Source organism: Streptomyces sp. SDr-06, from assembly GCF_003324565.1.
GTDB lineage: Bacteria > Actinomycetota > Actinomycetes > Streptomycetales > Streptomycetaceae > Streptomyces.
The window spans coordinates 1-18,870 of record NZ_QOLA01000047.1; the positions used below are offsets into that span (position 1 = coordinate 1).

Annotated in this window: 18 protein-coding genes; 13 read left to right on the forward strand and 5 right to left on the reverse strand. The window is 69.3% G+C overall.

Annotated features, from left to right (window positions below; all coding sequences use genetic code 11):
- Nucleotides 1–1,320: 1,320 nt before the first annotated feature.
- From DT019_RS38430 to DT019_RS38465, 7 genes are all read left to right on the forward strand, one after another.
- Nucleotides 1,321–2,007, forward strand: a complete 687-nt coding sequence (locus DT019_RS38430) for a type II secretion system F family protein (RefSeq protein WP_189390310.1) — start codon at nt 1,321–1,323, stop codon at nt 2,005–2,007.
- A 170-nt stretch (nt 2,008–2,177) separates the two neighbouring features.
- The gene (locus tag DT019_RS38435; RefSeq protein WP_223279981.1) at nt 2,178–2,888 is read left to right on the forward strand and encodes a hypothetical protein; all 711 of its coding nucleotides are present in this window, start codon (nt 2,178–2,180) and stop codon (nt 2,886–2,888) included.
- Nucleotides 2,889–2,940: 52 nt separating this feature from the next.
- Nucleotides 2,941–3,180: a hypothetical protein gene (locus DT019_RS38440; protein ID WP_114041642.1), complete on the forward strand. Its 240-nt coding sequence runs from the start codon at nt 2,941–2,943 to the stop codon at nt 3,178–3,180.
- Nucleotides 3,181–3,230: 50 nt separating this feature from the next.
- Nucleotides 3,231–3,584 (forward strand): pilus assembly protein, encoded by a 354-nt coding sequence (locus DT019_RS38445; RefSeq protein WP_114041643.1) that lies wholly within the window; start codon nt 3,231–3,233, stop codon nt 3,582–3,584.
- Nucleotides 3,584–4,030 carry a TadE/TadG family type IV pilus assembly protein gene (locus DT019_RS38450; protein ID WP_114041644.1) on the forward strand — a complete coding sequence of 149 codons (447 nt, stop codon included), beginning with the start codon at nt 3,584–3,586 and terminating at the stop codon, nt 4,028–4,030. Before DT019_RS38445 ends, DT019_RS38450 begins: the two co-directional genes overlap by 1 nt.
- A 454-nt stretch (nt 4,031–4,484) precedes the next feature.
- Nucleotides 4,485–7,808, forward strand: coding sequence for a LysM peptidoglycan-binding domain-containing protein (locus DT019_RS40850; RefSeq protein WP_114041645.1), 3,324 nt, complete (start codon nt 4,485–4,487; stop codon nt 7,806–7,808).
- Nucleotides 7,809–8,063: 255 nt separating this feature from the next.
- Nucleotides 8,064–8,795, forward strand: a complete 732-nt coding sequence (locus DT019_RS38465) for a prepilin peptidase (protein WP_114041646.1) — start codon at nt 8,064–8,066, stop codon at nt 8,793–8,795.
- Nucleotides 8,796–8,841: 46 nt separating this feature from the next.
- On the opposite strand, the gene DT019_RS38470 is transcribed toward DT019_RS38465, so the two are convergent.
- A complete protein-coding gene (locus DT019_RS38470; RefSeq protein WP_114041647.1) occupies nt 8,842–9,036 on the reverse strand; it encodes a hypothetical protein in 195 nt (64 codons plus the stop codon).
- Nucleotides 9,037–9,443: 407 nt separating this feature from the next.
- On the opposite strand from DT019_RS38470, the gene DT019_RS38480 reads away from it, so the two are divergent.
- The 3 genes from DT019_RS38480 (at nt 9,444) to DT019_RS38490 (ending at nt 11,809) form a co-directional block, all read left to right on the forward strand.
- Entirely contained in the window at nt 9,444–9,806 is a 363-nt protein-coding gene (locus DT019_RS38480; RefSeq protein ID WP_223279982.1) for an ATP-binding protein, read from the forward strand.
- Between the two features lie 44 nt (nt 9,807–9,850).
- Entirely contained in the window at nt 9,851–11,047 is a 1,197-nt protein-coding gene (locus tag DT019_RS38485) for an acyltransferase family protein (protein WP_223279983.1), read from the forward strand.
- Between the two features lie 174 nt (nt 11,048–11,221).
- On the forward strand, nt 11,222–11,809 hold the full coding sequence (locus DT019_RS38490) for an acetate uptake transporter (protein ID WP_114041651.1): 588 nt from the start codon (nt 11,222–11,224) through the stop codon (nt 11,807–11,809).
- Between the two features lie 281 nt (nt 11,810–12,090).
- Here DT019_RS38490 and DT019_RS39270 read toward each other — a convergent pair whose 3' ends face one another.
- The 3 genes from DT019_RS39270 to DT019_RS38505 form a co-directional block, all read right to left on the reverse strand.
- Nucleotides 12,091–12,285 (reverse strand): hypothetical protein, encoded by a 195-nt coding sequence (locus DT019_RS39270; RefSeq protein WP_147267421.1) that lies wholly within the window; start codon nt 12,283–12,285, stop codon nt 12,091–12,093.
- Between the two features lie 147 nt (nt 12,286–12,432).
- On the reverse strand, nt 12,433–12,657 hold the full coding sequence (locus DT019_RS38500; protein ID WP_114041653.1) for a hypothetical protein: 225 nt from the start codon (nt 12,655–12,657) through the stop codon (nt 12,433–12,435).
- A 402-nt stretch (nt 12,658–13,059) separates the two neighbouring features.
- Nucleotides 13,060–13,668 carry a TetR/AcrR family transcriptional regulator gene (locus DT019_RS38505; protein WP_114041654.1) on the reverse strand — a complete coding sequence of 203 codons (609 nt, stop codon included), beginning with the start codon at nt 13,666–13,668 and terminating at the stop codon, nt 13,060–13,062.
- A 156-nt stretch (nt 13,669–13,824) separates the two neighbouring features.
- Here DT019_RS38505 and DT019_RS38510 point away from each other — a divergent pair, with 156 nt between their 5' ends.
- From DT019_RS38510 to DT019_RS38520, 3 genes are all read left to right on the forward strand, one after another.
- Nucleotides 13,825–14,283, forward strand: coding sequence for a cupin domain-containing protein (locus tag DT019_RS38510; protein WP_114041655.1), 459 nt, complete (start codon nt 13,825–13,827; stop codon nt 14,281–14,283).
- Nucleotides 14,284–14,344: 61 nt separating this feature from the next.
- Nucleotides 14,345–15,154, forward strand: coding sequence for an alpha/beta fold hydrolase (locus tag DT019_RS38515; RefSeq protein ID WP_114041656.1), 810 nt, complete (start codon nt 14,345–14,347; stop codon nt 15,152–15,154).
- Nucleotides 15,155–15,435: 281 nt separating this feature from the next.
- The gene (locus DT019_RS38520; RefSeq protein WP_114041657.1) at nt 15,436–17,013 is read left to right on the forward strand and encodes a hypothetical protein; all 1,578 of its coding nucleotides are present in this window, start codon (nt 15,436–15,438) and stop codon (nt 17,011–17,013) included.
- A 1,194-nt stretch (nt 17,014–18,207) separates the two neighbouring features.
- Here DT019_RS38520 and DT019_RS38525 read toward each other — a convergent pair.
- Nucleotides 18,208–18,870 (reverse strand): SDR family oxidoreductase (locus tag DT019_RS38525; RefSeq protein ID WP_114041658.1); only part of this gene is annotated, 663 nt, incomplete at its 5' end.

Genomic DNA, 18,870 nt, shown 5'->3' on the forward strand with positions numbered 1-18,870 from the left:
GATCTCCCGCGGAGCGGGTCCCTCAGCGCTGCGCGCTGAGCAGGGAACCGACCCCGCTTCGCGGGGTCGGTCACCGGGTTCGCTGCGCTCCCCGGTGAATGGGGTTGCTGCGCAACCCTGTTGCCTCGCGTTGCTCGGCAAGTCCCTTCGGGACTGCAAGTCCCGCGCTTCGCTTGGGGCTTGGCCTCGCGTTGCTCGGCTGGATGGGGTCGCTGCGCTTCCCCATCCTGGGGCTTTTCGGCTTCGCCTCCAAGCCCGAGGCCCGCAAGCGGGCCAATCTGGCTACAGGGTTGGGGGTGGTGTATTCGAGCCTGGGGGACAGTGGTTCGTGCAGGGTCGCTGTTACGGGTGAGCGGCTTATTGATGCATCATGTAGCATCTTTGGATCAGTGAGGGTGCCGGAGGGGCTTCGCCATCCCGTGCGTTGGACGGTCGGTGGAACTGAGCAATCCTCGCATCCGGCAACCGGTTCGCCATGGAGCCAACGGATGTACAGGGCCGGTTCTGGCCCCGCTCACCTCAGGCCCGCCGGTCACCCCGCCTCATGGGGCCAGAACCCGGCTCTCACGGCCCGCACAGACCCCGTCCCAGCGGCCCGCCTTGGCGCGAGGCACCCGGCCGAGCGCACCCCACTCCCCCAGCCGGGCCATCCCCGCCGCACCCGCACACCCAAGCCCCCACCCCACCTTTTCTTCATCAACGGGCGCAGGGAACCGGGCAGAAGGGGATGCCCGACCCCCCACCACACCCAACCAGCCCACCTGACCAGGAACCTTGCCCCACCCGCCCCGAACAAGGCGCAACAGACAGCGCAGGAAATACCGCAGCACACAGCGCAACAGATACATGACCGGGTTTTTGGGGGAGTCAGGGCGCGCCCGGCTGGGCTGGGGGGTGGTGAGGGGTTTCGTGGGGCAGGTGCGGGCTGCCGGGCGGGCAGCAGCGGTGCGTCGGGTGTCTTTCTGGTGGCTGCGTCTTGGGGGTGGTGTCGGGGGGTGGGTCTGCTTACTTGTGGTCGTGGAGGAAGGCTGGGATGTCGGCTCGGGTGGGGTAGTTGGGAGACGCCCCCGCCACAGCGCCCCACCCACACCGGCCCGGAAGGCCGCCAATCAAGCGACCAACCCCGATCCCCGGCCGTCGGCGGTCGGGCAGCCGTCGTGGCCGGGCTAGCCGGGACGATCACCCCCAAAAAGCCGGGGATCCTGGGCCGGTTGGCGTCGACGGCCCTGGTCGGGGCTAGCGGCCCGCACGGCAGCCCGGCGGCAGTCTCTGCTTGTCGCGGCGCTGGTCGCCGGGGTGGTGGTGTGGCTGGTGAGCGGGGTGTTCGTGGTCGCGTTGATCGCGGCAGCCGCGGTGGTGGGCGTGCCGTGGCTGACAGCCCCCGTCGCGGCGACCCGGGAGCGGTTGGCGCAGCGGGATGCGCTGGCCGAGTGGACGCAGCGTGTGGCGGAGGTGCTGCGGCTGGGGGTGGCGATCGAGCAGGCGTTGAAAACCAGTTGCCGTCACGCGCCCCAAGCGCTGGAGCAGGAGATCGGGGAGTTGGTGGACAGGATGGAGGCTGGGTGGCCGCTCGGCGAGGCGGTGGAGGACTTCGGGCGCGCGCTGGATGACCCGACCGCGGACAAGGTGTGTGCTGCCCTGAAGCTGTCGGTCATCGACCCCGGCCCGGGCCTGGCGCAGGCGATGCAGGACATGTCTGCCGCCCTGCGGGACGAGGTGAGTGTGCGTCAGAAGATCGAGGCTGAGCGGGAGAAGTCCCGCACCGTGGTGCGCGCCCTCACCTTCATCACCCTGGCCCTGATCCCGCTCGGCTTCACCGTCCCCCAGCTCACCAGCGTCTTCACCACGCTGCTCGGGCAGCTGGTCCTGGGACTGCTCTCGACGGCGTTCGTCGCCGTTCTGGTGTGGTCCCGCCATTACGCCACCCGCGGGCAAACCGCCCGGGTCCTGGTTCCGGACGCGTGCAGCCCCGTGAAGACGTCGGCCCGGATGGAGGCCGCACGGTGACGCCGACAGCTGTAGTGGTGCTCTGGGGAACGCTCATTGGTGCGGGCCTGGCCCTGGCCGTGCGGGAACTCACCCCAGCACCACCGAAGTTGGGGCCCGCGCTCAGGCGTCTCAGCCCTCCCGCTCCCGCGCCCGGGACCGTCCTGCCCGACCAGCGTGCGGACCACTGTGTGGGCGCGTGGCTGGTGGCCCGGATCCCGGCGCCTCTCCCCCGGGCCGATCTGGATCTGCTCAATCAGACAGCCGAGCAGTTCCTGCTCAACAAGGTACTGCTCGCCCTCGTCGGGCTGGTCCTGCCAGCCGTGCTGAGTACGGTCTGGATGCTGCTCGGCATCAGCCTGCCGCTGTTCGTGCCCGCCATCACCGGCGTACTGGCGGCGGGCTTGCTGTGGTTCGTGCCCGACCTGATGGTGCGCCGCGATGCTGTGCGGGCCCGGGCGGAGTTCACTCACGCCGTCACCGTCTACCTCGAACTCGTCGCACTGCGCCTGGCCTCCAACATCGCCGTCGACCAGGCCCTGGAAGAAGCAGCCCGGACCGGCTCGAGCTGGTCATTCCTGCGCCTGCAAGAAGCCCTGCTGCGCGCCAGGATGAACAAATCCTCGCCCTGGCACGTGCTCGAAGAGCTCGGCGCCCAGCTGAAGATCCCGGTGCTGCGGGATCCTGCGGACTTCGCGCAGATGTCCGGCCAGGACGGCGCCTCCATCTACGCCCCCGTCCGAGCCCGCGCCAAAAGCACCCGCGACGAACAACTGGCCGCCGCCGTGGCCCAGGCAAACGCCGACAGCGAGAAGATGCACATCCCCGGCGCCGTCATGTGTGTCCTCATCATGTGCCTGCTCGGCTTCCCCGTAATCCTCAAGATGTTCGCACTGTCCTGACAGAGCGCACCGCACGCCACCCGCCGAACTGCTCACGTGAGGAGAATCTGCCATGAAGGACGCCTACTTGAAGGCGACGGTCGTCGTGTCGCTGCAGCGCAGCAAGATACGCGCGCACGTGGCGAAAGTCTGCGAGGAGATGAGTGAGCGCGGGGAGCGGGGTGACAATCCCGTGGTGACCGCGTTGTTGTGGGTTGCGGGGATCGCGATCGCGGTGAGTATCGTGGCTGCTCTGGTCGCGCTCGGCACCAAAGCCTCCACGAAGGTGGACGGCGTGGACCTCGGCAAGTGAACACACCACACACGTCCCGATGGGGCGACCGGGGCTCCAATCCCATCCAGATGGCGGTCATCTATCCCTTCGTGATCATCCTGATCGTCTTGCTGTTGCAGGGGATCCTGTGGGCGTATGCCCGCAACGCCGCCTACAGCTCCGCCAGAGCCGGCGTGGCAGCGGGCCGGCTCTACGGGGCCACACCCAGCGAGGGGGCCGCCAAAGCAAAACGCGTCCTCGACGAGATCGGCTCCAGCCTCCTCACCAACCGGAGCGTGTCCACCGACGGCAGCACCCCACAGCGGCTACGGGTCCGCATCGAGGCAACGGCGCTGTCGATGATCCCGGGCATATCGGGGATCCATGTTGAGGCCACGGTGTCCGGGCCGATCGAGCGGTGGACCACGGCAGGAGCACCCTGATGGCTCCGGTCTTACGGCCGGTGCGCCCGACGGACCAGGGCAGCGTCGCCGTCGAAGCCGCCATCATCGTTCCGGTCCTGATCGTGCTCGTGCTGCTGTTCATCGCCGGCGCCCGCCTTTCCCTCGCCGGACAGAAAACGGCCGCCGCCGCCCAGGCAGCAGCGCGCGCCGCGTCGCTGGCGCGAACCCCAGCCGCTGGAAGCGCCGCCGCCCAGGCCGCGGCCGCTGACGCACTCGCCTCCAGCGGCCAGGTCTGCAGCCACACGACCGTCCAGGCTCAGGTGGCAGGACTGGCCGTGCCGGTCGGGCAGATGTCCACTGTCATGGTCACCGTGTCGTGCACCGTGCCGATTGGCGACCTCGTCCTGGTCGGCGGCGGCCCCGGGGTACGCACCGTCCAGGCCACCTTCACCTCGATCGTTGACGCCTACCGGGGGCGCGGATGACGCCGATCCTGGAGTGCCGTGTACCGGTGAGAGGCTCCCGGTGGGACGACCGCGGTGGCATACCGGTGTTCGTCGCGCTCATCATCGGGCCCCTGCTGTTGCTGTGCGGGCTGCTCACCGTCGACGCGTTCGGGGTCCTGCGCGCCAAACAACACGCCGATGACCTCTCGTCGAAGCAGCCCGCGCCGCCCAGCAGGCCATTGACCCAGCCCAGGCGATCCCCGGCAGAGCCTTCGTCGCCGATCCCGCCGGCGCCTCGTCCGGCGCCCGCGTCTACCTCGCCCGCACGGGGGCCACCGGCACCGTCCAGGTGGCCGACGGCGGGCGCACCGTGACGGTGACCGTCACCGGCCGCTACCACCCGTTGTTCTGGCCCACGACATTCACGGTGCACGCCACCAGCACCGCCGTCCTCCTCCACGGCATCACCCAACCAGACCGATAGGGACTGCTCATGGCCCTGCCCCGCCCCGCCACCCGCCGTCGGCACACACTTGGCGCCGCCGTGCGCGCTCTGGCCGCGCTCCTGGCGCTGGTGGCTCTCCTTGGGGGTCTGCCCTGGCTGCTGTGGCAGGCCAGTACCGCGCTGCTGCCTGGCGGCCTCGACGGACTGGCCCACCTGTTCACCCGCACCGACACCAGCAGCGTCGCCCTCCTGTTCATCGCCGCTGTGGGCTGGATGGGCTGGCTGTCCTTCGCCGTCTCACTGCTCGTGGAAATCCCGGCCCAGCTCAGGGGGCGCAGCGCGCCGCGCTTGCCCGGACTCGGGTTCAGCCAGCGCGCCGCCGCCACCCTGGTCGGCGGCATCCTCGTGCTCCTGCCCACCGGAACCGCCCTGGCCGCCCCGGCCACCGCTCAGGCCGTTACCACCGCCACACAGTTCCCCGGCCAGGCGCCCCTCGAGACCTCCGCTCATTCCACCAGGTCCGCAGCCTCCACCACACCAGCCGCTGCCGAGGCGCCCACCGCCCAGCACACGTACACCGTCCACGAGACGCGTCCCGCCGAGAGCCTGTGGAGTATCGCCGAACACCTCACCGGCCACGGCGAGCTCTACACCAAAATCGCCGCCGCGAACGAAGGCCACACCATGACCGACGGCACGGTCTTCCACACCAACGCCCCCATCCAGCCCGGCTGGATCCTGCAGCTCCCCACTGACCTCCCGCTGATCAATCCCGCACCCGGCCACACCCCCGCACCAAGCCCGAGCGGCACGCCGACGGCCACACCGCATCAGGTCACCGTCCGCCCCGGCGACAGCCTCTGGACCATCGCCCACCGCGCATACGGCGACGGCACCCACTACCAGGACATCTTCCAAGCGAACAAAGGCAAGCCCCAACCCACCGGCGGCCGCCTGACCAACCCCGACCAGCTCGACATCGGCTGGCACCTCACCATCCCCCCACCCCACACCCCCACACCCCCTCAACCACCCGCAACAGACCACCCCACCCCGCCATTCAAACCACCCGCCCCCTCCTCACCGCACGACACTCCCCAGCCACCCACGCCCACAGCACCCCCGCCGACACCGACACCGACACCGAGCCAACCAGATCCCTCCATCTCCGCACCAGCCACACCCTCCCCCAGCCATCCCCACACGCCGCCTCCCGCCCCACCCGCGACGGATCACGTTGAGCAGTCCGGGCACGGCATCCAACTCACGACCGTGGCGGGGGCGTTCGCGCTGCTGGCCGCTGCCGTCACGAGTGCTCTCACGCTGCGCCGCATCCTGCAGCGCCGACGCCGCGCCCCCGGGGAAACCATCGCCATCGCCGAGGACACCTCGCCGGCCGCAGCCCAGCTTGCCGAGGCGGCCGCGCCCACCCTGGTCGACGAACTCGACCTCGCTCTGCGTACCCTGGCCCACCATGCCCAGACCGACCAGCGGCCCCTGCCCGTGGTCCGGGCCGCCCGGCTCACCCAGCAGACCCTGCAACTCCTGCCAGCCGAAGACAACACCGAGCCTCAAGCGCCGTTCGTGAAGGGAGAGGGCGGCTGGTGGGCCCTTCCCTCCACCGCCACGCTGCTCAATGCTGAAGAAGCTGCCGCGGTGCCGGCTCCATGTCCGGCGCTCACTACGATCGGTGCCACCGAGGACGGCAGCGTCGTGCTGCTCAACCTGGCCCACACCCGCGTCCTCCTCCTGGACGGTGTTGTCGAGCACAACCGGGAAGTGTGCACCTCGATCGCGCTGGAACTCGGCATGAGCCCCTGGGCCGAGCACCTGGAAATCGTCACCCTCGGCTTCGGCGACGAACTGCCCCAGCTCCTGCCGACCACACGCATCGCCCACAAACGCGAGCCCGCCCACGCCATACATGACCTCGCCGACTGGATGCTCACCACCCACCAACAACCCCACACCACCGACCAGCCCTACCTCCTGCTCTGCGCGACCGAGCTCGACCACGACACCGCCTGGCAGCTCGCCGAAGCACTCGACAAAGCCGGCGACCTGCCCGTGATCCTGGTCGCCCCCGCCGCCCCGATCGGCCGCCACTTCCCCGACGCCCCCGTCCTCAACGCCTCCTCCAGCGCGTTCCAGGACCTCGAGGAGATCGGTCTCGCGGTCCGGCTGCAGCGGCTCGCAGAGCCGGCCTTCCAGCAGATCGCAGCCGAACTCCGCACCTCCGCCCAACCACCCCACCCCGCCCAAGGCCCCTGGCAGAACACCCCCAGCGAACCCCAACACGGTGACCATTCCACCGAGCCGTCACCGGCCGCCGACCACGACGCGAACGCGGAGGATGAACCTGAGAATGACCCCAACGTTAAAGCTAAACCGGAGGGTCAGGGTCACGGGATGCATGCGGCCGGGGCCTCCGCAGGGCTCGGCGCATTCCCAGCGTTGATCACCGCCACCACCAGCCCCTCCGCCCTCCCCCTCACACCCACACCCACACCCACACCGTCGTCTCGCACGCGGGGCGCCAGCGCGCCGCCCGATCCCGAACCCTCCACTCCCGGCCCTTCCTTGATGAAACCTGTGCAGGACAAAGGCGACCAGGATGCAGACGATCCGGACGTCCCGCAGATCCGTGTCTTGGGACCCGTCCACGTCCCCGGGGTGGCGGGGTCCGGTCACGGTCCGCGGATCGCCCAGCTCGCCGCCCTGCTCTACTTCAAACCCGGCCGCACCGCCGACACATTGTGTGCCGACATGGACCCCCTCAACCCATGGTCGAAGAAAACCCTGGACTCCCGGCTCGGTGACCTGCGCCGCTGTCTCGGCGACGACCCCCACGGCAACCCCTACGTCCCCCGCCGCACCACCCGCGACGACCCCTACCACCTCTCCCCCCACATATCCTGCGACTGGACCACCTTCCACCACCGCGCCGAACACGCCCTCACCCACGGCCCCACCGCCATCGACGACCTCGAGCGCGCACTCGCCCTCGTCCGCGGCACCCCCTTCGGCACCAACCCCCCACCCTGGGCCCTGCCCCACCAACAGGAAATGATCACCAAGATCATCGACGTGGCGCACACGATCATCACGTGGCGCACGGCCTCCGGGCCCCTCCACGACCTCACCGCCGCCCGCCAGGCAGTGGCCACTGCGCTGGACGTCGACCCCACCGCAGAGATCATCTATCGCGCGTGGCTCCGGGTTGAACAAGCCGCCGGGAACCGGCCCGGCCTGTTCACCGCCGCCACCCGCATCCAACACATCAGCCGCGAAAGCCACTGCCCCCTCGACCCCGAAACCGAACACCTCATCGAGAGCCTTCTGGGGGCAGACCAGCATGCGCGCGGAGAATAGACGCACCGAGGCCCGTCGTGCGCCACAGGCGAGACGGCATGCGCCAGACAACGACGTCGCATTGAACGCCGCAAGCCCTTGCGCGACCCCGCCGGAACCTGACCCTCCGCCCCCGCACACGGAGCGCCCACAGGCCCAGAACCCACACCACACGCCAACTGGTCCTGGGGCAGGCCCTGCTGCTTCGCCGGGATCGACGCCGCAGCCCGTCCGGTCCTGGTCCTCCGGCCCGCTCCGCGGTCTGGACGCGTGCGCATGCTCGTGACCTTCGCCGTCGCCTATGGAGCTCTTTCCGGTCTGCTTCTGCCCCGCGCCGTGTACCAACTGGCCGTCCCAGCAGGCGAGAGATGGCGCTCGCACTGCCCGGCCGGACACCCCCTACCCAGCCGATTCGGGCTCGCCCGCTGCAGGCACTGTGCCACTCAGGACACGAACACCCCGCGCGCCGGAGGCTGGTACGGACCCCCCACTCTCACCGTTGCCCTGCTCACCACCCTGATCTGCGCCCTCTTTGCTCACGCCACGGGGCCCCGGCCGGAACTGGCCGTCTGGCTCCTCACCACACCCATCCTCGTGCTGCTCGCCTGGATCGACGCCACCGTCCACCGACTCCCCGACCTCCTCACCCTCCCCCTCGCGCCCGCAACACTGCTCCTGCTCGGCGCCGCAGCGCTCTGCCCCAACGCCAACGGGACCTGGCCCACCGCACTATGCGGCACCCTGGTACTGGGCGGCGGCTACCTCGTGCTGTTCCTGATCAGTCCGAGGAGTCTGGGGTTCGGCGACGTGAAACTCGCCCTCCCCCTCGGCGCCATACTCGGCTGGAACGGCTGGCACACCCTCGCCCTCGGTGCCATCGCCGGCCCGCTCCTCGCCGCCACCTACAGCCTCGGCCTACTGGCACTCCGCAAAGCCCACCCAAAAACCGCGATCCCCTACGGCCCCTTCCTCATCACCGGCACCCTCACCACCCTCCTCACCCGATAAGAGCCAGGTGGACTGCAGAGGACCTCAACCGACCCGCGGATACTGCTTACGGCGTCAGCGGGTCCGAGCCGCTGACGAGGGACGTGCCCTCGCGGATCGAGTCCAGGTTGAGCACCGCCATGAGCACTCGTCCCGGGCCCACGCCGAGCCTGCCGTGCAGGGGGCAGCCGAACCGTGAGGCATGCCCAAAGAGTTCCAGGGCCGTTCCAAAGTCCTGGCGAATGATGAAAGTGCTGGTCACAGCGTGGTGACGATGCCTTCGGAGCCCGTCGGAGGGCCAGACGGGGCGACTGGGTGTCCCATGTGTTGGTACTCGAGGACGAGTTCGCGGGCGAGCCCGGCGGGGTCGACGAGGGAGCGGGCCCCAGGCCGGTCGGGGCGGGCCGGCAGCAGCAGATCCTCTTCAGGGTGTGGATGCAGCGGGCGGCGCCGAGGGCGTCCGAGAGGGTTTCGGCAGGGTCGATTCGAACGGTAAGCAGATGACTTCTCACGGGACCAAGGCCCTGGACAGCTTGGGCCGCAGCCGGCCGCATGGTCGATGCCTACCCGACACACGGGAGGTGCCATGGACACACCTCGTGGCTGAGGCTTCCGGCCTCCCACGCGGTACGTCCCCCGTCGCTCCCAACCGAAAGCCCGAAGAAACCCGTGCTCGTCATCGACTCCCACTGCGCGAACCCTGCCAAGGCCCGTCACGCTGCCGCGGACTACGTACAGCACTTCTGCCCCTGGGCTGACCGCGACGCCGTCACCCTGGTCATCAGCGAGCTGGTCGGCAACGCCGTGCGCCACACCGCACGGGGGTACTGGCGTCTGCGTCTGAACAGCGACCACGCCCAGCTCATCGCCGACGTGCAGGACAGCAGCTGCGCGCCGCCGGTGCCCCGGCCGCCGGGCCTGTCCGGCGGCGGCATGGGCTGGCACATCGCAGCGGACCTCACGTCCAAGCTCACCGTGCTGCCCACCCCGGAAGGCAAGACCATCCGGGCCGAATGGCACGCGGCGGCCTGACATGCACCCACCCTGGCCGCCTCGCCACAGGAGTCCCCATCCCCGTGTCTCTCTCCACCGACGCCGGCCGCAACCTGTCCCGGCCAGCCCCGGCATCCACTCAGCCAACAGTTGGCGCGCCGGCGGGAGGCGGTCGTCTGGCTGCGGTCGACGGGTTGCGGCTCCTGGCGGCAGCAGCCGTGGCGGCCTACCACTACCTGGGCACCCCGACCCCGCACTTCTGGGGCGCAGCCTACGACCTGCCGCGGGCAGCCCCCCTGCTCCACGCGATCAGCGGTTACGGCTGGCTCGGTGTGGAGGCGTTCTTCCTGATCAGCGGCTTCGTCATCTGCATGAGCTGCTGGGATCGCACCCCGGCGCAGTTCGCCGTCTCCCGCATCGCCCGCCTCTATCCGCTGTACTGGGCGGTCGTCCTGATCATCGTTGCCACCAGCTCGGTGACGGTACTCGCCGGAGGCCGGTCCGGAGCACCCATCGACCCGCGCACCACCCTCGGCAACCTGACCATGCTCCCCGGCCCCCTCGGTCTTCAGCCCACCGCTGGTGTCGTCTGGACCCTGTGGGTGGAAGCCCGCTTCTACCTGCTCATGGGCGCACTCCTGCTGATCGGCCTCACCTACCGGCGCGTCATGGCCTTCGGGTTCCTCTGGCTCCTCCTGGCGTCCATCGGCCGCGAGCTGCACTCCACCGTCCTGGACGAGTTCCTCCTCAGCCAGTACGCCGGACTCTTCGTCACCGGCATCGCGCTGTACCTGATGCACCGCTTCGGGCCCAACCTGCTGCTGTGGCTCCTGACCGGGTTCGCCTGGTGCTACACCCTCACCGTCCTCAACGACCGCGTCACCGACCACAGCGGCGCCGGCTGGACGGTCAGCGCAACTGTCCTCACCGGCTTCCTCGCTCTGCTCACCCTGGCCGGACCCGGACCCGCACGCCACCTCCAGTGGCGCCCCCTCATCTACGCCGGCGCCCTGACCTACCCCTTCTACCTCGTCCACCAAAGCCTGGGCATACCCCTGACCCGAGGCATCCTCAAGGCCCTCCCCGCCCTCGGCCTGCTCCCCTCCGTCACCCTCGGGCTCCTGTTCTCAACCCTGCTGGCCGCAGCCCTGAACCGCCTGGTCGACCGCAGACTCGGCCGCCTGCTGCGCCGTCGCCTCGACGCTGCCCTCCATCCAACCCCCGGCCCCCGCACACCAACCCCCGACAGCGAGCGGCGCCGGACAGGACGAGGACAGTGACCAGGTTCCGATGACCTTGCCGGACGGCCTGAACGGCCGACGGTCCCGCCGGTCCCCCGACATACCTGCCCTGCGACCCTGCACGTCAGGACAATCGGCCCCCTGCGCGGAAGCCATCCCGGCCGCACACTTCGTGAGAAGAGCCATCTGCCCGTCCTCTCGAAGAGACACCCTGTGACCACCACCTCTGCCCCGACCGCGCCCGCCCCCGCACCCCCCACCGCGCCCATCGCCGACCCGGGCCCACTCGGCCTCGCCGGGTTCGCCATGACCACGATGGTGCTGAGCTGCTTCAACGCCGGGCTGCTGGACACCCGCCTCACGGGCGTCGTTCTGCCCCTCGCCCTCTTCTATGGCGGTCTGTGTCAACTCCTCGCCGGACTATGGGAGTTCAAGAAGGGCAACACGTTCGGCGCCACCGCCTTCTGTTCCTACGGTGCGTTCTGGATGGCGTTCTGGCTCTACGCCACCCACGTCGAAGCCGGGCTCCCGGTCGGCCTCGCGCATCAGGCACTCGGGCTGTTCCTGCTCGCGTGGACGATCTTCAGCGCCTATATGGCGGTGGCGGCCCACACGATCAACCCGCCGACGTTCGCCCTGTTCACCTCGCTGGCCCTCACCTTCGCCCTGCTGACGATCGGCGCCTTCGGCGAGGCGGGCGCGGTCACGAAGGCGGGCGGCTGGTTCGGCCTGCTGACCGCCGCCATCGCCTGGGGCATCTCCTTCACCACCGTCAAGAGGTCGACCGCGCGCCAAGGCTGACTGCCACGACCTGCACCAGCTTCCCCGCTTCTCCTCCACCAGATCAGGGGAGAAGCGGGTCGGTTGTTGACGGCAGGCTAAAGGCGACGCCGGCGACCTGTCGCCTTGTTCCTCCGCATTTAGCGGCATCTGGAGCGCGCCCGTCAGTGCGCTGGACCCGACCCGCCGGACCGGCCGAATCAACGGCGCACGCGCGCACCCTGTTTCCGCGCTGCGGCGGCCCGCCCAGGCCGTGCCGCATGCTCGGCATCCCCTCCCACCGCCAACTGCCGGACACGCACTCAGCACACGGGCTGCCACAGCGCCGGCAGGTGCAGGCCCCGGAAGACCGCGGTGAGCCGCAGGACCAGTACGGTCCCGGCGGAGACCAGCGCGGTGACCAGCGCCCCCGCCGCCAGCCAGTGCAGCAGCAGATAGCCGACGGCACCGGCGAGCGCGGCGGTCGCGTACACCAGGCTCAGCGCGTGAGCAGGCACCCAGCCGCGACGCCGAGGCAGATCATGGCTCCGAAGGACAGACCCACGATCGGATGTAGGTGGTACTTCCGGGTGAACACCCGTGCGCTTTTGGGCCTTTCAGGCAGGCGACCGGTACATGAGTTCCGAGGGCCAGCCCCGTCCCCATCACGGGGGCCGGAACCTGACGGGCCGGCCCTGCCGGTCGAAGAACTCGATGACGGGTGTCGAACAATCGTCCCCGGGCTCATGCTCCTGGTCCACCACCGCCCCCTCGGCATGCAACCCGTAACGGTTCAGCCGCATCTGCAGCCGCGCCTCCCGCGCACTGGCCCACAGACTCACCAGGCCCGCCAATACGGCCAGTCCGATACCGGGCGTTCCACCCGTCATCCGTCACCCTGCTCTCCCTCACACAGCGCCCGCCCGGCACGGGCCGCGCATCAGGAGGACGCGGCACGCAGCCCGATGGTTCACGGAGGCGCGCGGGCACAACGGGCTCCTCGTGCGTACGTGGTCATGGCGGGGGCCGCGAAGGACCGGTGGCCGCCTTCGCCGTCGGGCACGCGGCTGCCGCCCCTGATGAACCTTTGCTGAGTCGAGTCAGTCGACTGGGTCAGTGCAGTCAACGGACCAGGTACGGCAGGCTCGCCGACCCGTTGGACAGGCCCCAGCGTCGCGGCATTGCCTACCTGGAGGCATGTAAGTGACCTCTCTCGTAGGGTCGTTGGGACTCTCGGGAGGCGGCATGCCCCTTCGGCATGATGGCCCCCGCCAGATTCTCCGTCTCCGGCGTCACTCGGTGCGGCGTAGGGCCGCTCGGGTCAGAGTGGTCGCGGTGCGCACGGCGCTGTCGACCGCTTCGTCCGGGGGCAGGCCGCACAGATCGGTGAGCGTGAAGAGCGCCTCGGCGCTCACGACCACCGCCAGGCCCCGCTTCAGCTGGGCGAACGCCTGCGGATCCGTCTTCCCCAGCGTACTCTCGAGCGGCTGGAGCGCATGGTCGATCAGGCCGAAGCGGACTCCTGGACGCGATCGCACGCTCTCCGGGCGGGTGACAGTAGCAGCGATCATCGCCCGGACCGCTCCCTGCCGGGCGAGGATGCCGCGGAGCAGGAACTCGCAGGCGAAGGCGGTGCGTTCGACGGGATCGGTGGACTCGGCGACCGGCGTCAGCGCTTCGTGCGGCGGCGGCCAGTCGCCGGCGAGTGCCTCACTGATCAGTGAGGGGAGATCGGGGAAGTAGCGGTAGGCGGTGGCCTCCGACACCAGAGCGGCTTCGGCGATCAGGGGCATGGCCACCTCCTCGCCCGTGCCGATCAGTTTGCGTGCCGCGGCCACGATCGCCATGCGGGTGCGCTGCTTCTGGTTGGTGCGGCCGCTTCCGGCCTGTGCCGCCGTCATCGTCAAACCCTCCACCCGTCGGTGCTTCATCATCGTAGCGTCCAACTCTCTTTATGAGAGTGTACTTGCATGAAGCAAGTCGACTGTCTAATCTCATAAGAGTCCACTCTCACGAAGGAACTCGGGGCAACCCGAACGAGCCTCAAGGAGCCCGTCATGACAGAGGTTTCCGTGGTCGGTCCCGACGACGGCGAGGCCATCCAGCTGGGCCTCACACGCATGCGCATCCTGGAGGACGGCACGACGACCGGGCACCGTCTGGGCATCGGCGAGATCACTCTCGCTCCGCACACCGAGGGACCGCCCCAGCATCGGCACGCCCGGCACGACGAAGGCTTCTACGTCGTGTCCGGCACCGTGCACTTCACCATCGGCGAGACCACGCACGTGGCGCCCGCCGGCACCCTGGCGATGATCCCGCCCGGCGCACCGCACACCTTCGCCAACCCTGGTGACACACCCGCAGTGCTGCTCAACACCTTCACGCCCGATCTGTACGTGCAGTACTTCCGCGATCTACGGGACATGATCGCCGCCGGTCAGGAGCTGACCCCCGAGTCGACCATCACGGTGATGAGCCACTACGCCACCGAGCCCGCGACCGACTACGCCTGACCCGCGTCCCCACAGGTGGGCGCCGAACAGCCCGCAGCACAGTCAACTTGAGGAGCAGCAGATGACCACCAGCACCTACGACCTCGCCCTCGAACAGGGCACCCTCGATGTCACCGTCGAGCGGTCCGGCGACCGAGGACACCCCTTTCTCCTCCTGCACGGAGGCGGTGGCCCGCAGACTGTGCTGCCGTTCGCGGGACTGCTCGCCACGCAGCGGCCGGCCAGGGTGTTCACCCCGATCCACCCCGGCTTCGCCGGCACCGCGCGCCCCGACTGGCTGACCGACGTCACGACGCTGGCCCAGGTCTACGCGCGGCTGCTCGACACCCTCGACCTGCGGGACGTCGCCGTGGTCGGCAACTCCATCGGCGGCTGGATCGCCGCCGAACTGGCGGCGCTGGGCAGCGACCGGATCAGCAGTGTCACCCTCGTCAACGCCGTCGGCATCCGGGCCGAAGGGCACCCGATAGCCGACACCTTCTCCCTGACACCCCTGGAGCTGTCCCGGCTCTCGTTCCACGACCCGGCCAAGTTCCGCTTCGATCCCGGTGCGTTGGATGAGGGGCAGCGCGCGGTGGTGGCGGCCAACCGTGCCGCCCTGGAGGTCTACGCGGGTGCGTACGCCATGGCCGACCCGACCCTGAGCGAGCGGCTGGCCAAGGTCGGCCATCCGACCCTCGTCGCGTGGGGCGCGAGCGACCAGGTGGTCGACGCCGACTACGGGCGGGCCTATGCCCAGGCGATACCCGGCGCCGAGTTCCGGCTCCTGGCGGGCACCGGCCACATGCCGCAGGTGGAGACCCCGGAGCAATTCCTGCCCGTGGCCTGGGACTTCGCCGACGCCCACGCCACCGACCGCCCACACCACTGACGAGCCGAAGCCGGTCCAACCTCCTGGTGGCGGCCGGGCGCTCGCCTGCTACAACGCCCGCAGGCGCCGCAGTGCCCTCAACTACCTTGCACCAGCCCAGTTCGAGCCACGGCACCTGCGCTCAGACACACTCACAATCGCGGCATGAGCCCCTGTGCCCGCATCCGGTGGATGCCTCAGTTCACAGCATCCCCGAGGAGTTTCCCCGATGCACCCCGTCTGTTGGCCGCGCCTGGCTATCTTCACCTCCCCGGTTGTCGGAGACAGGAGAGGCAACGTCCATGAGTACCCCGGTCCACCGCACCCCGACTCCACAGTCTGCCGCCGCCCTTGCGGCGGCCCGGCAGCGCCGGGATGGGGGTCTGTCGGGAAACTCGCTGGAGCATGCCGTCCTGCGGATGCAGGCCGGCGCCGGCAATCGGGCCACGGCAGCGGCGGTGCAGCGCGCCCGGGGGATGACCCAGCAGAAGGAGAAGGGGAAGGCGCCGGAGGCCGGTGGCGGGTCCGCCGGTGCGAAGAAGAGCTATCGCGACGAGATCGCCGGGCTCCTGGACAGGTTCAAGAAGAGTCTCGAGCCCATCGACACCTTCATCAAGGGTGTCCAGTCCCCCACCAACGCGGGTTTCACCCAGCAGGCCGCCGCCGCGGCCAACGAGGGTCTCAAGCACTCCGTCGCCGCGTCGGGGACCTCCGCCGCGTCGGAGAACCTCCTCACGGAGGCCGCCGGCACCGTGGTCAATGGCATGGACGCCTACAAGAACATGAAGGACGCCAAGAAGCACAAGAGCGGGGCCGGTCACCACACGGCGCAGAAGAAGGCCAAGGTCAAGGGGGCCGACACGGTCATCGGGGCCGCCGGTTCGGCCAGCTACAGCGCCGCCATCGCCAAGGAGGTGACCAAGCTCCACAAGGCGGCGGACGCGGCGGTGGCGTCCGAGGCGAGTGGTATCGCCAGCGCCTCCGTCGGCGCGATCAAGGGAATACGGGCCGCCTTCCGCGTAGGTGGGGCGGCCAGCAAGTACAAGAAGGTGAAGGCGCTCGGAGATCCTCATCTCGTCCACGCGCAGTCGCTGGCCCGGCTGAACCAGTCACGGGAGCAGGCGGAGTGGGCCGCGGCCGAGGCCTACGTCGCACTGGATGCCTACTGGGACCACGAGGGCGAGGAACGGCTGGAGCTCGTATCCGAAGCCATCGATGCCGCCTGGGAGGCAACAGGTGAAGCCCGCGACGCCGCGCAAAGCCTCCAGCGCGCGGAAAGAGACGTGGAAAAGCTGAACACGGTGCAGGAGTACGCGAAGAAGAAACAGCTCACCAAGATCGGCAAGGAGACCATCGGTGGCGCCCTGGGAGAATCCACCAAGGCCGCCGCCGGCGTCGTCACGGCCGTCGCCGCGGGAACAGCCGGACTGGCGAGCAACCCGGTCGGATGGGGCCTCGCCGGAGCCGGAGCCGGCCTCGTCCTCGGCGTCACCCTCTACAAAGCGCTCCGCGCCGCCACCAAACGCTACGAAGAAGCCCGCCACCCCGAACACTGGGCACCGGAGAACGAGACCCCGGCCGAGGCATCATCCCGCACCGAATCACTGCAACACGCCCTGAAATTCTGGCAGAAGGTGTCGAAGGGGGAACGCCAGGCCATGGCGCGCGAGATCTACGCCCTGGCGGCAGGCCCCGACATCAAAGGCGCCGGCAGCACCACCCCCGAGATGAGGGACTCCGCACGAGCCCTCCTCCTCGCTCTCAAATCCGGCCCCGCCCACCACAAGCTCGAACCGGAAGCATGGGCGGCCACCCTCAACGACCCGGCCAAGACAACCGGCTGGATCAAGGAGATAGCAGAGCAGTTGGCGTCGGGCTGACCATAGCCGAGGGGGCGGGACTCGGGCATGACCGGCGTCTTCGGCAGCAGGTGCTGACCGATCCAGCCACCTGGAGGGCTGAGCGGCGGGCATCGTCCTCTTCACTCCCCTCACGGTCAGCGTGGCGCTCGCTTGGGCCGCGGCCCCGGCCAGCGGCCGGCTGCCGCCGCACTTGGGTATTCGTCATGACGACAGTCAGAGATCGGCAGGGCGGAGAGAGTAGTGCCCCAGGCGGCCAGCACCTGCGAGCACGGGACCTCCTGATCCGCAGGCAGAACCCCGTTTGACCGGGCCACCGCCGGTACTCCGCGGAGCACAAGGCGAAGATTTTGGCCGAGTACGAGACGCTCGACCTGTAGGCAAGAGAGCCCTGCTGCGCTGGAAGGGCCTGTACTCGTCACTGATCACGAACAGGCTGAAGCAACGGGACAGGGGTGCGGCGACGGCGCTCGCCGCCTGGGCAGGGCGGCCGAAGGCTGACCCGCGGGACAAGGAGATCGCCCGGCTGAAGGCCGAGAACCCCAAGCTGCAAGAGGAATTGGGCAAGGCCCGCACCGTAATCGAGGTGCGGGAAACAACTCTCCGCGCTGCTCGACCAGCTCGCCACGGACAGCGTCGCGACGAAGTAACGGCGAGAACACGTGCCCGTCGTCACGACCCGGACACGGACACGGAGCCTGCGGGGCTGGATCTGGTGGCGAGCCGGTCTTCGAGAACGCTAGGGCCCGGGTCCTGGAGGAGAGTGTGGTCGGCCGGGTCAAGGCGTGTGCAGTCTCCAGTTCTCCTCCCCCTGCCAAGCCTGGCAGGCCGCCCAGTGCCGCTGAGACCTCAATGGAACCGTGGCTCCTGATGATTCCGAGGAGGGGCACGGTCAAGTGCTGCCGGTCGAGTGCCTGATGGTTCTTGCACGCCGACTCGGCGGCGTCTCGGTAGCACGCGAAGCAGGCGTGGAGGGCGCCGTCGGCGGCGAGGGGCCCCGCACAACGGTCGAGGTCGGCGTCGTCGAATGAGCCCGGATCGAGGGACTTCCCTCCAGGAACGGGGCGACATAGTCTCGTTCGCGGCCGGCGAGCAGGCCTCGGCAGGTGGGGAACGAGGGGGAACGCGAAATGCCGGGTCTTCCACGCCTGGGCCGGGTCGGCGGGGATCGTTTGCGGGAAGATGACGCCCAGGCGCAGTCCATTGCTCAAGTCATCAGCGAATCTGCGTAGCTCCTCCGTCGACAGCGAACTCCGTTCCCGTCGAGAAGGTCGCGCCGAACGCCAAGTAGGCGACGGCGGCAGCCACTTCCTCGGGTGCGCCCAGCCGCTGCATCGGGTTATCGCTCCGGTAGGCGTCTTTCATCGTCTCGACGACATCGGCGGGCAGGGAGCGGTCCAGAATGCCCGAGTCGATTGGACCGGGGCTCACGGCATTCACACGCACCTTGCGCGGCAGCAGTTCGCGCGCCAGGGTACGCGTCATCGACCGCAGAGCTGCCTTGCTCGCCGAGTACACGCTGAGCGCGTCCAGCCCCAGGACGTTCACCACCGACGTGGTGAGGACCACCCCGCTTCCCTCGCGCAACAGCGGCGCCAGCGCCTGCACTGTGAAGTACGGACCCTTGGTGTTGATGCCGAACACCGTGTCGTACATCTCCTCCGTCGTCGAGTCGAAGGGCGCAGATGCGGTGACGCCGGCGTTGACGAACAACGCGTCCAACATGCCGAACCGCTCGCGGACCGTGCCGGCTAGGGCGGTGATGTCCTTCAGCGACGCGGCGTCGCTGCGGATGCCGACCGCCTTGCCTCCCAACTGCTCCACTGCGGCGTCCAGGGTGGAGCGGGTGCGGCCGGTGATGAGGACATGCGCCCCGCC

Excerpts from the sequence above, each read along its gene's own strand:
- DT019_RS38440 (WP_114041642.1), top strand. The coding sequence starts at position 2,941 with ATGAAGGACGCCTACTTGAAGGCGACGGTCGTCGTGTCGCTGCAGCGC.
- DT019_RS38445 (WP_114041643.1), top strand. The coding sequence starts at position 3,231 with ATGGCGGTCATCTATCCCTTCGTGATCATCCTGATCGTCTTGCTGTTG.
- DT019_RS38450 (WP_114041644.1), top strand. The coding sequence starts at position 3,584 with ATGGCTCCGGTCTTACGGCCGGTGCGCCCGACGGACCAGGGCAGCGTC.
- DT019_RS40850 (WP_114041645.1), top strand. The coding sequence starts at position 4,485 with ATGGCCCTGCCCCGCCCCGCCACCCGCCGTCGGCACACACTTGGCGCC.
- DT019_RS38465 (WP_114041646.1), top strand. The coding sequence starts at position 8,064 with ATGCTCGTGACCTTCGCCGTCGCCTATGGAGCTCTTTCCGGTCTGCTT.
- DT019_RS38500 (WP_114041653.1), bottom strand. The coding sequence starts at position 12,657 with ATGACGGGTGGAACGCCCGGTATCGGACTGGCCGTATTGGCGGGCCTG.
- DT019_RS38505 (WP_114041654.1), bottom strand. The coding sequence starts at position 13,668 with ATGACGGCGGCACAGGCCGGAAGCGGCCGCACCAACCAGAAGCAGCGC.
- DT019_RS38510 (WP_114041655.1), top strand. The coding sequence starts at position 13,825 with ATGACAGAGGTTTCCGTGGTCGGTCCCGACGACGGCGAGGCCATCCAG.
- DT019_RS38515 (WP_114041656.1), top strand. The coding sequence starts at position 14,345 with ATGACCACCAGCACCTACGACCTCGCCCTCGAACAGGGCACCCTCGAT.
- DT019_RS38520 (WP_114041657.1), top strand. The coding sequence starts at position 15,436 with ATGAGTACCCCGGTCCACCGCACCCCGACTCCACAGTCTGCCGCCGCC.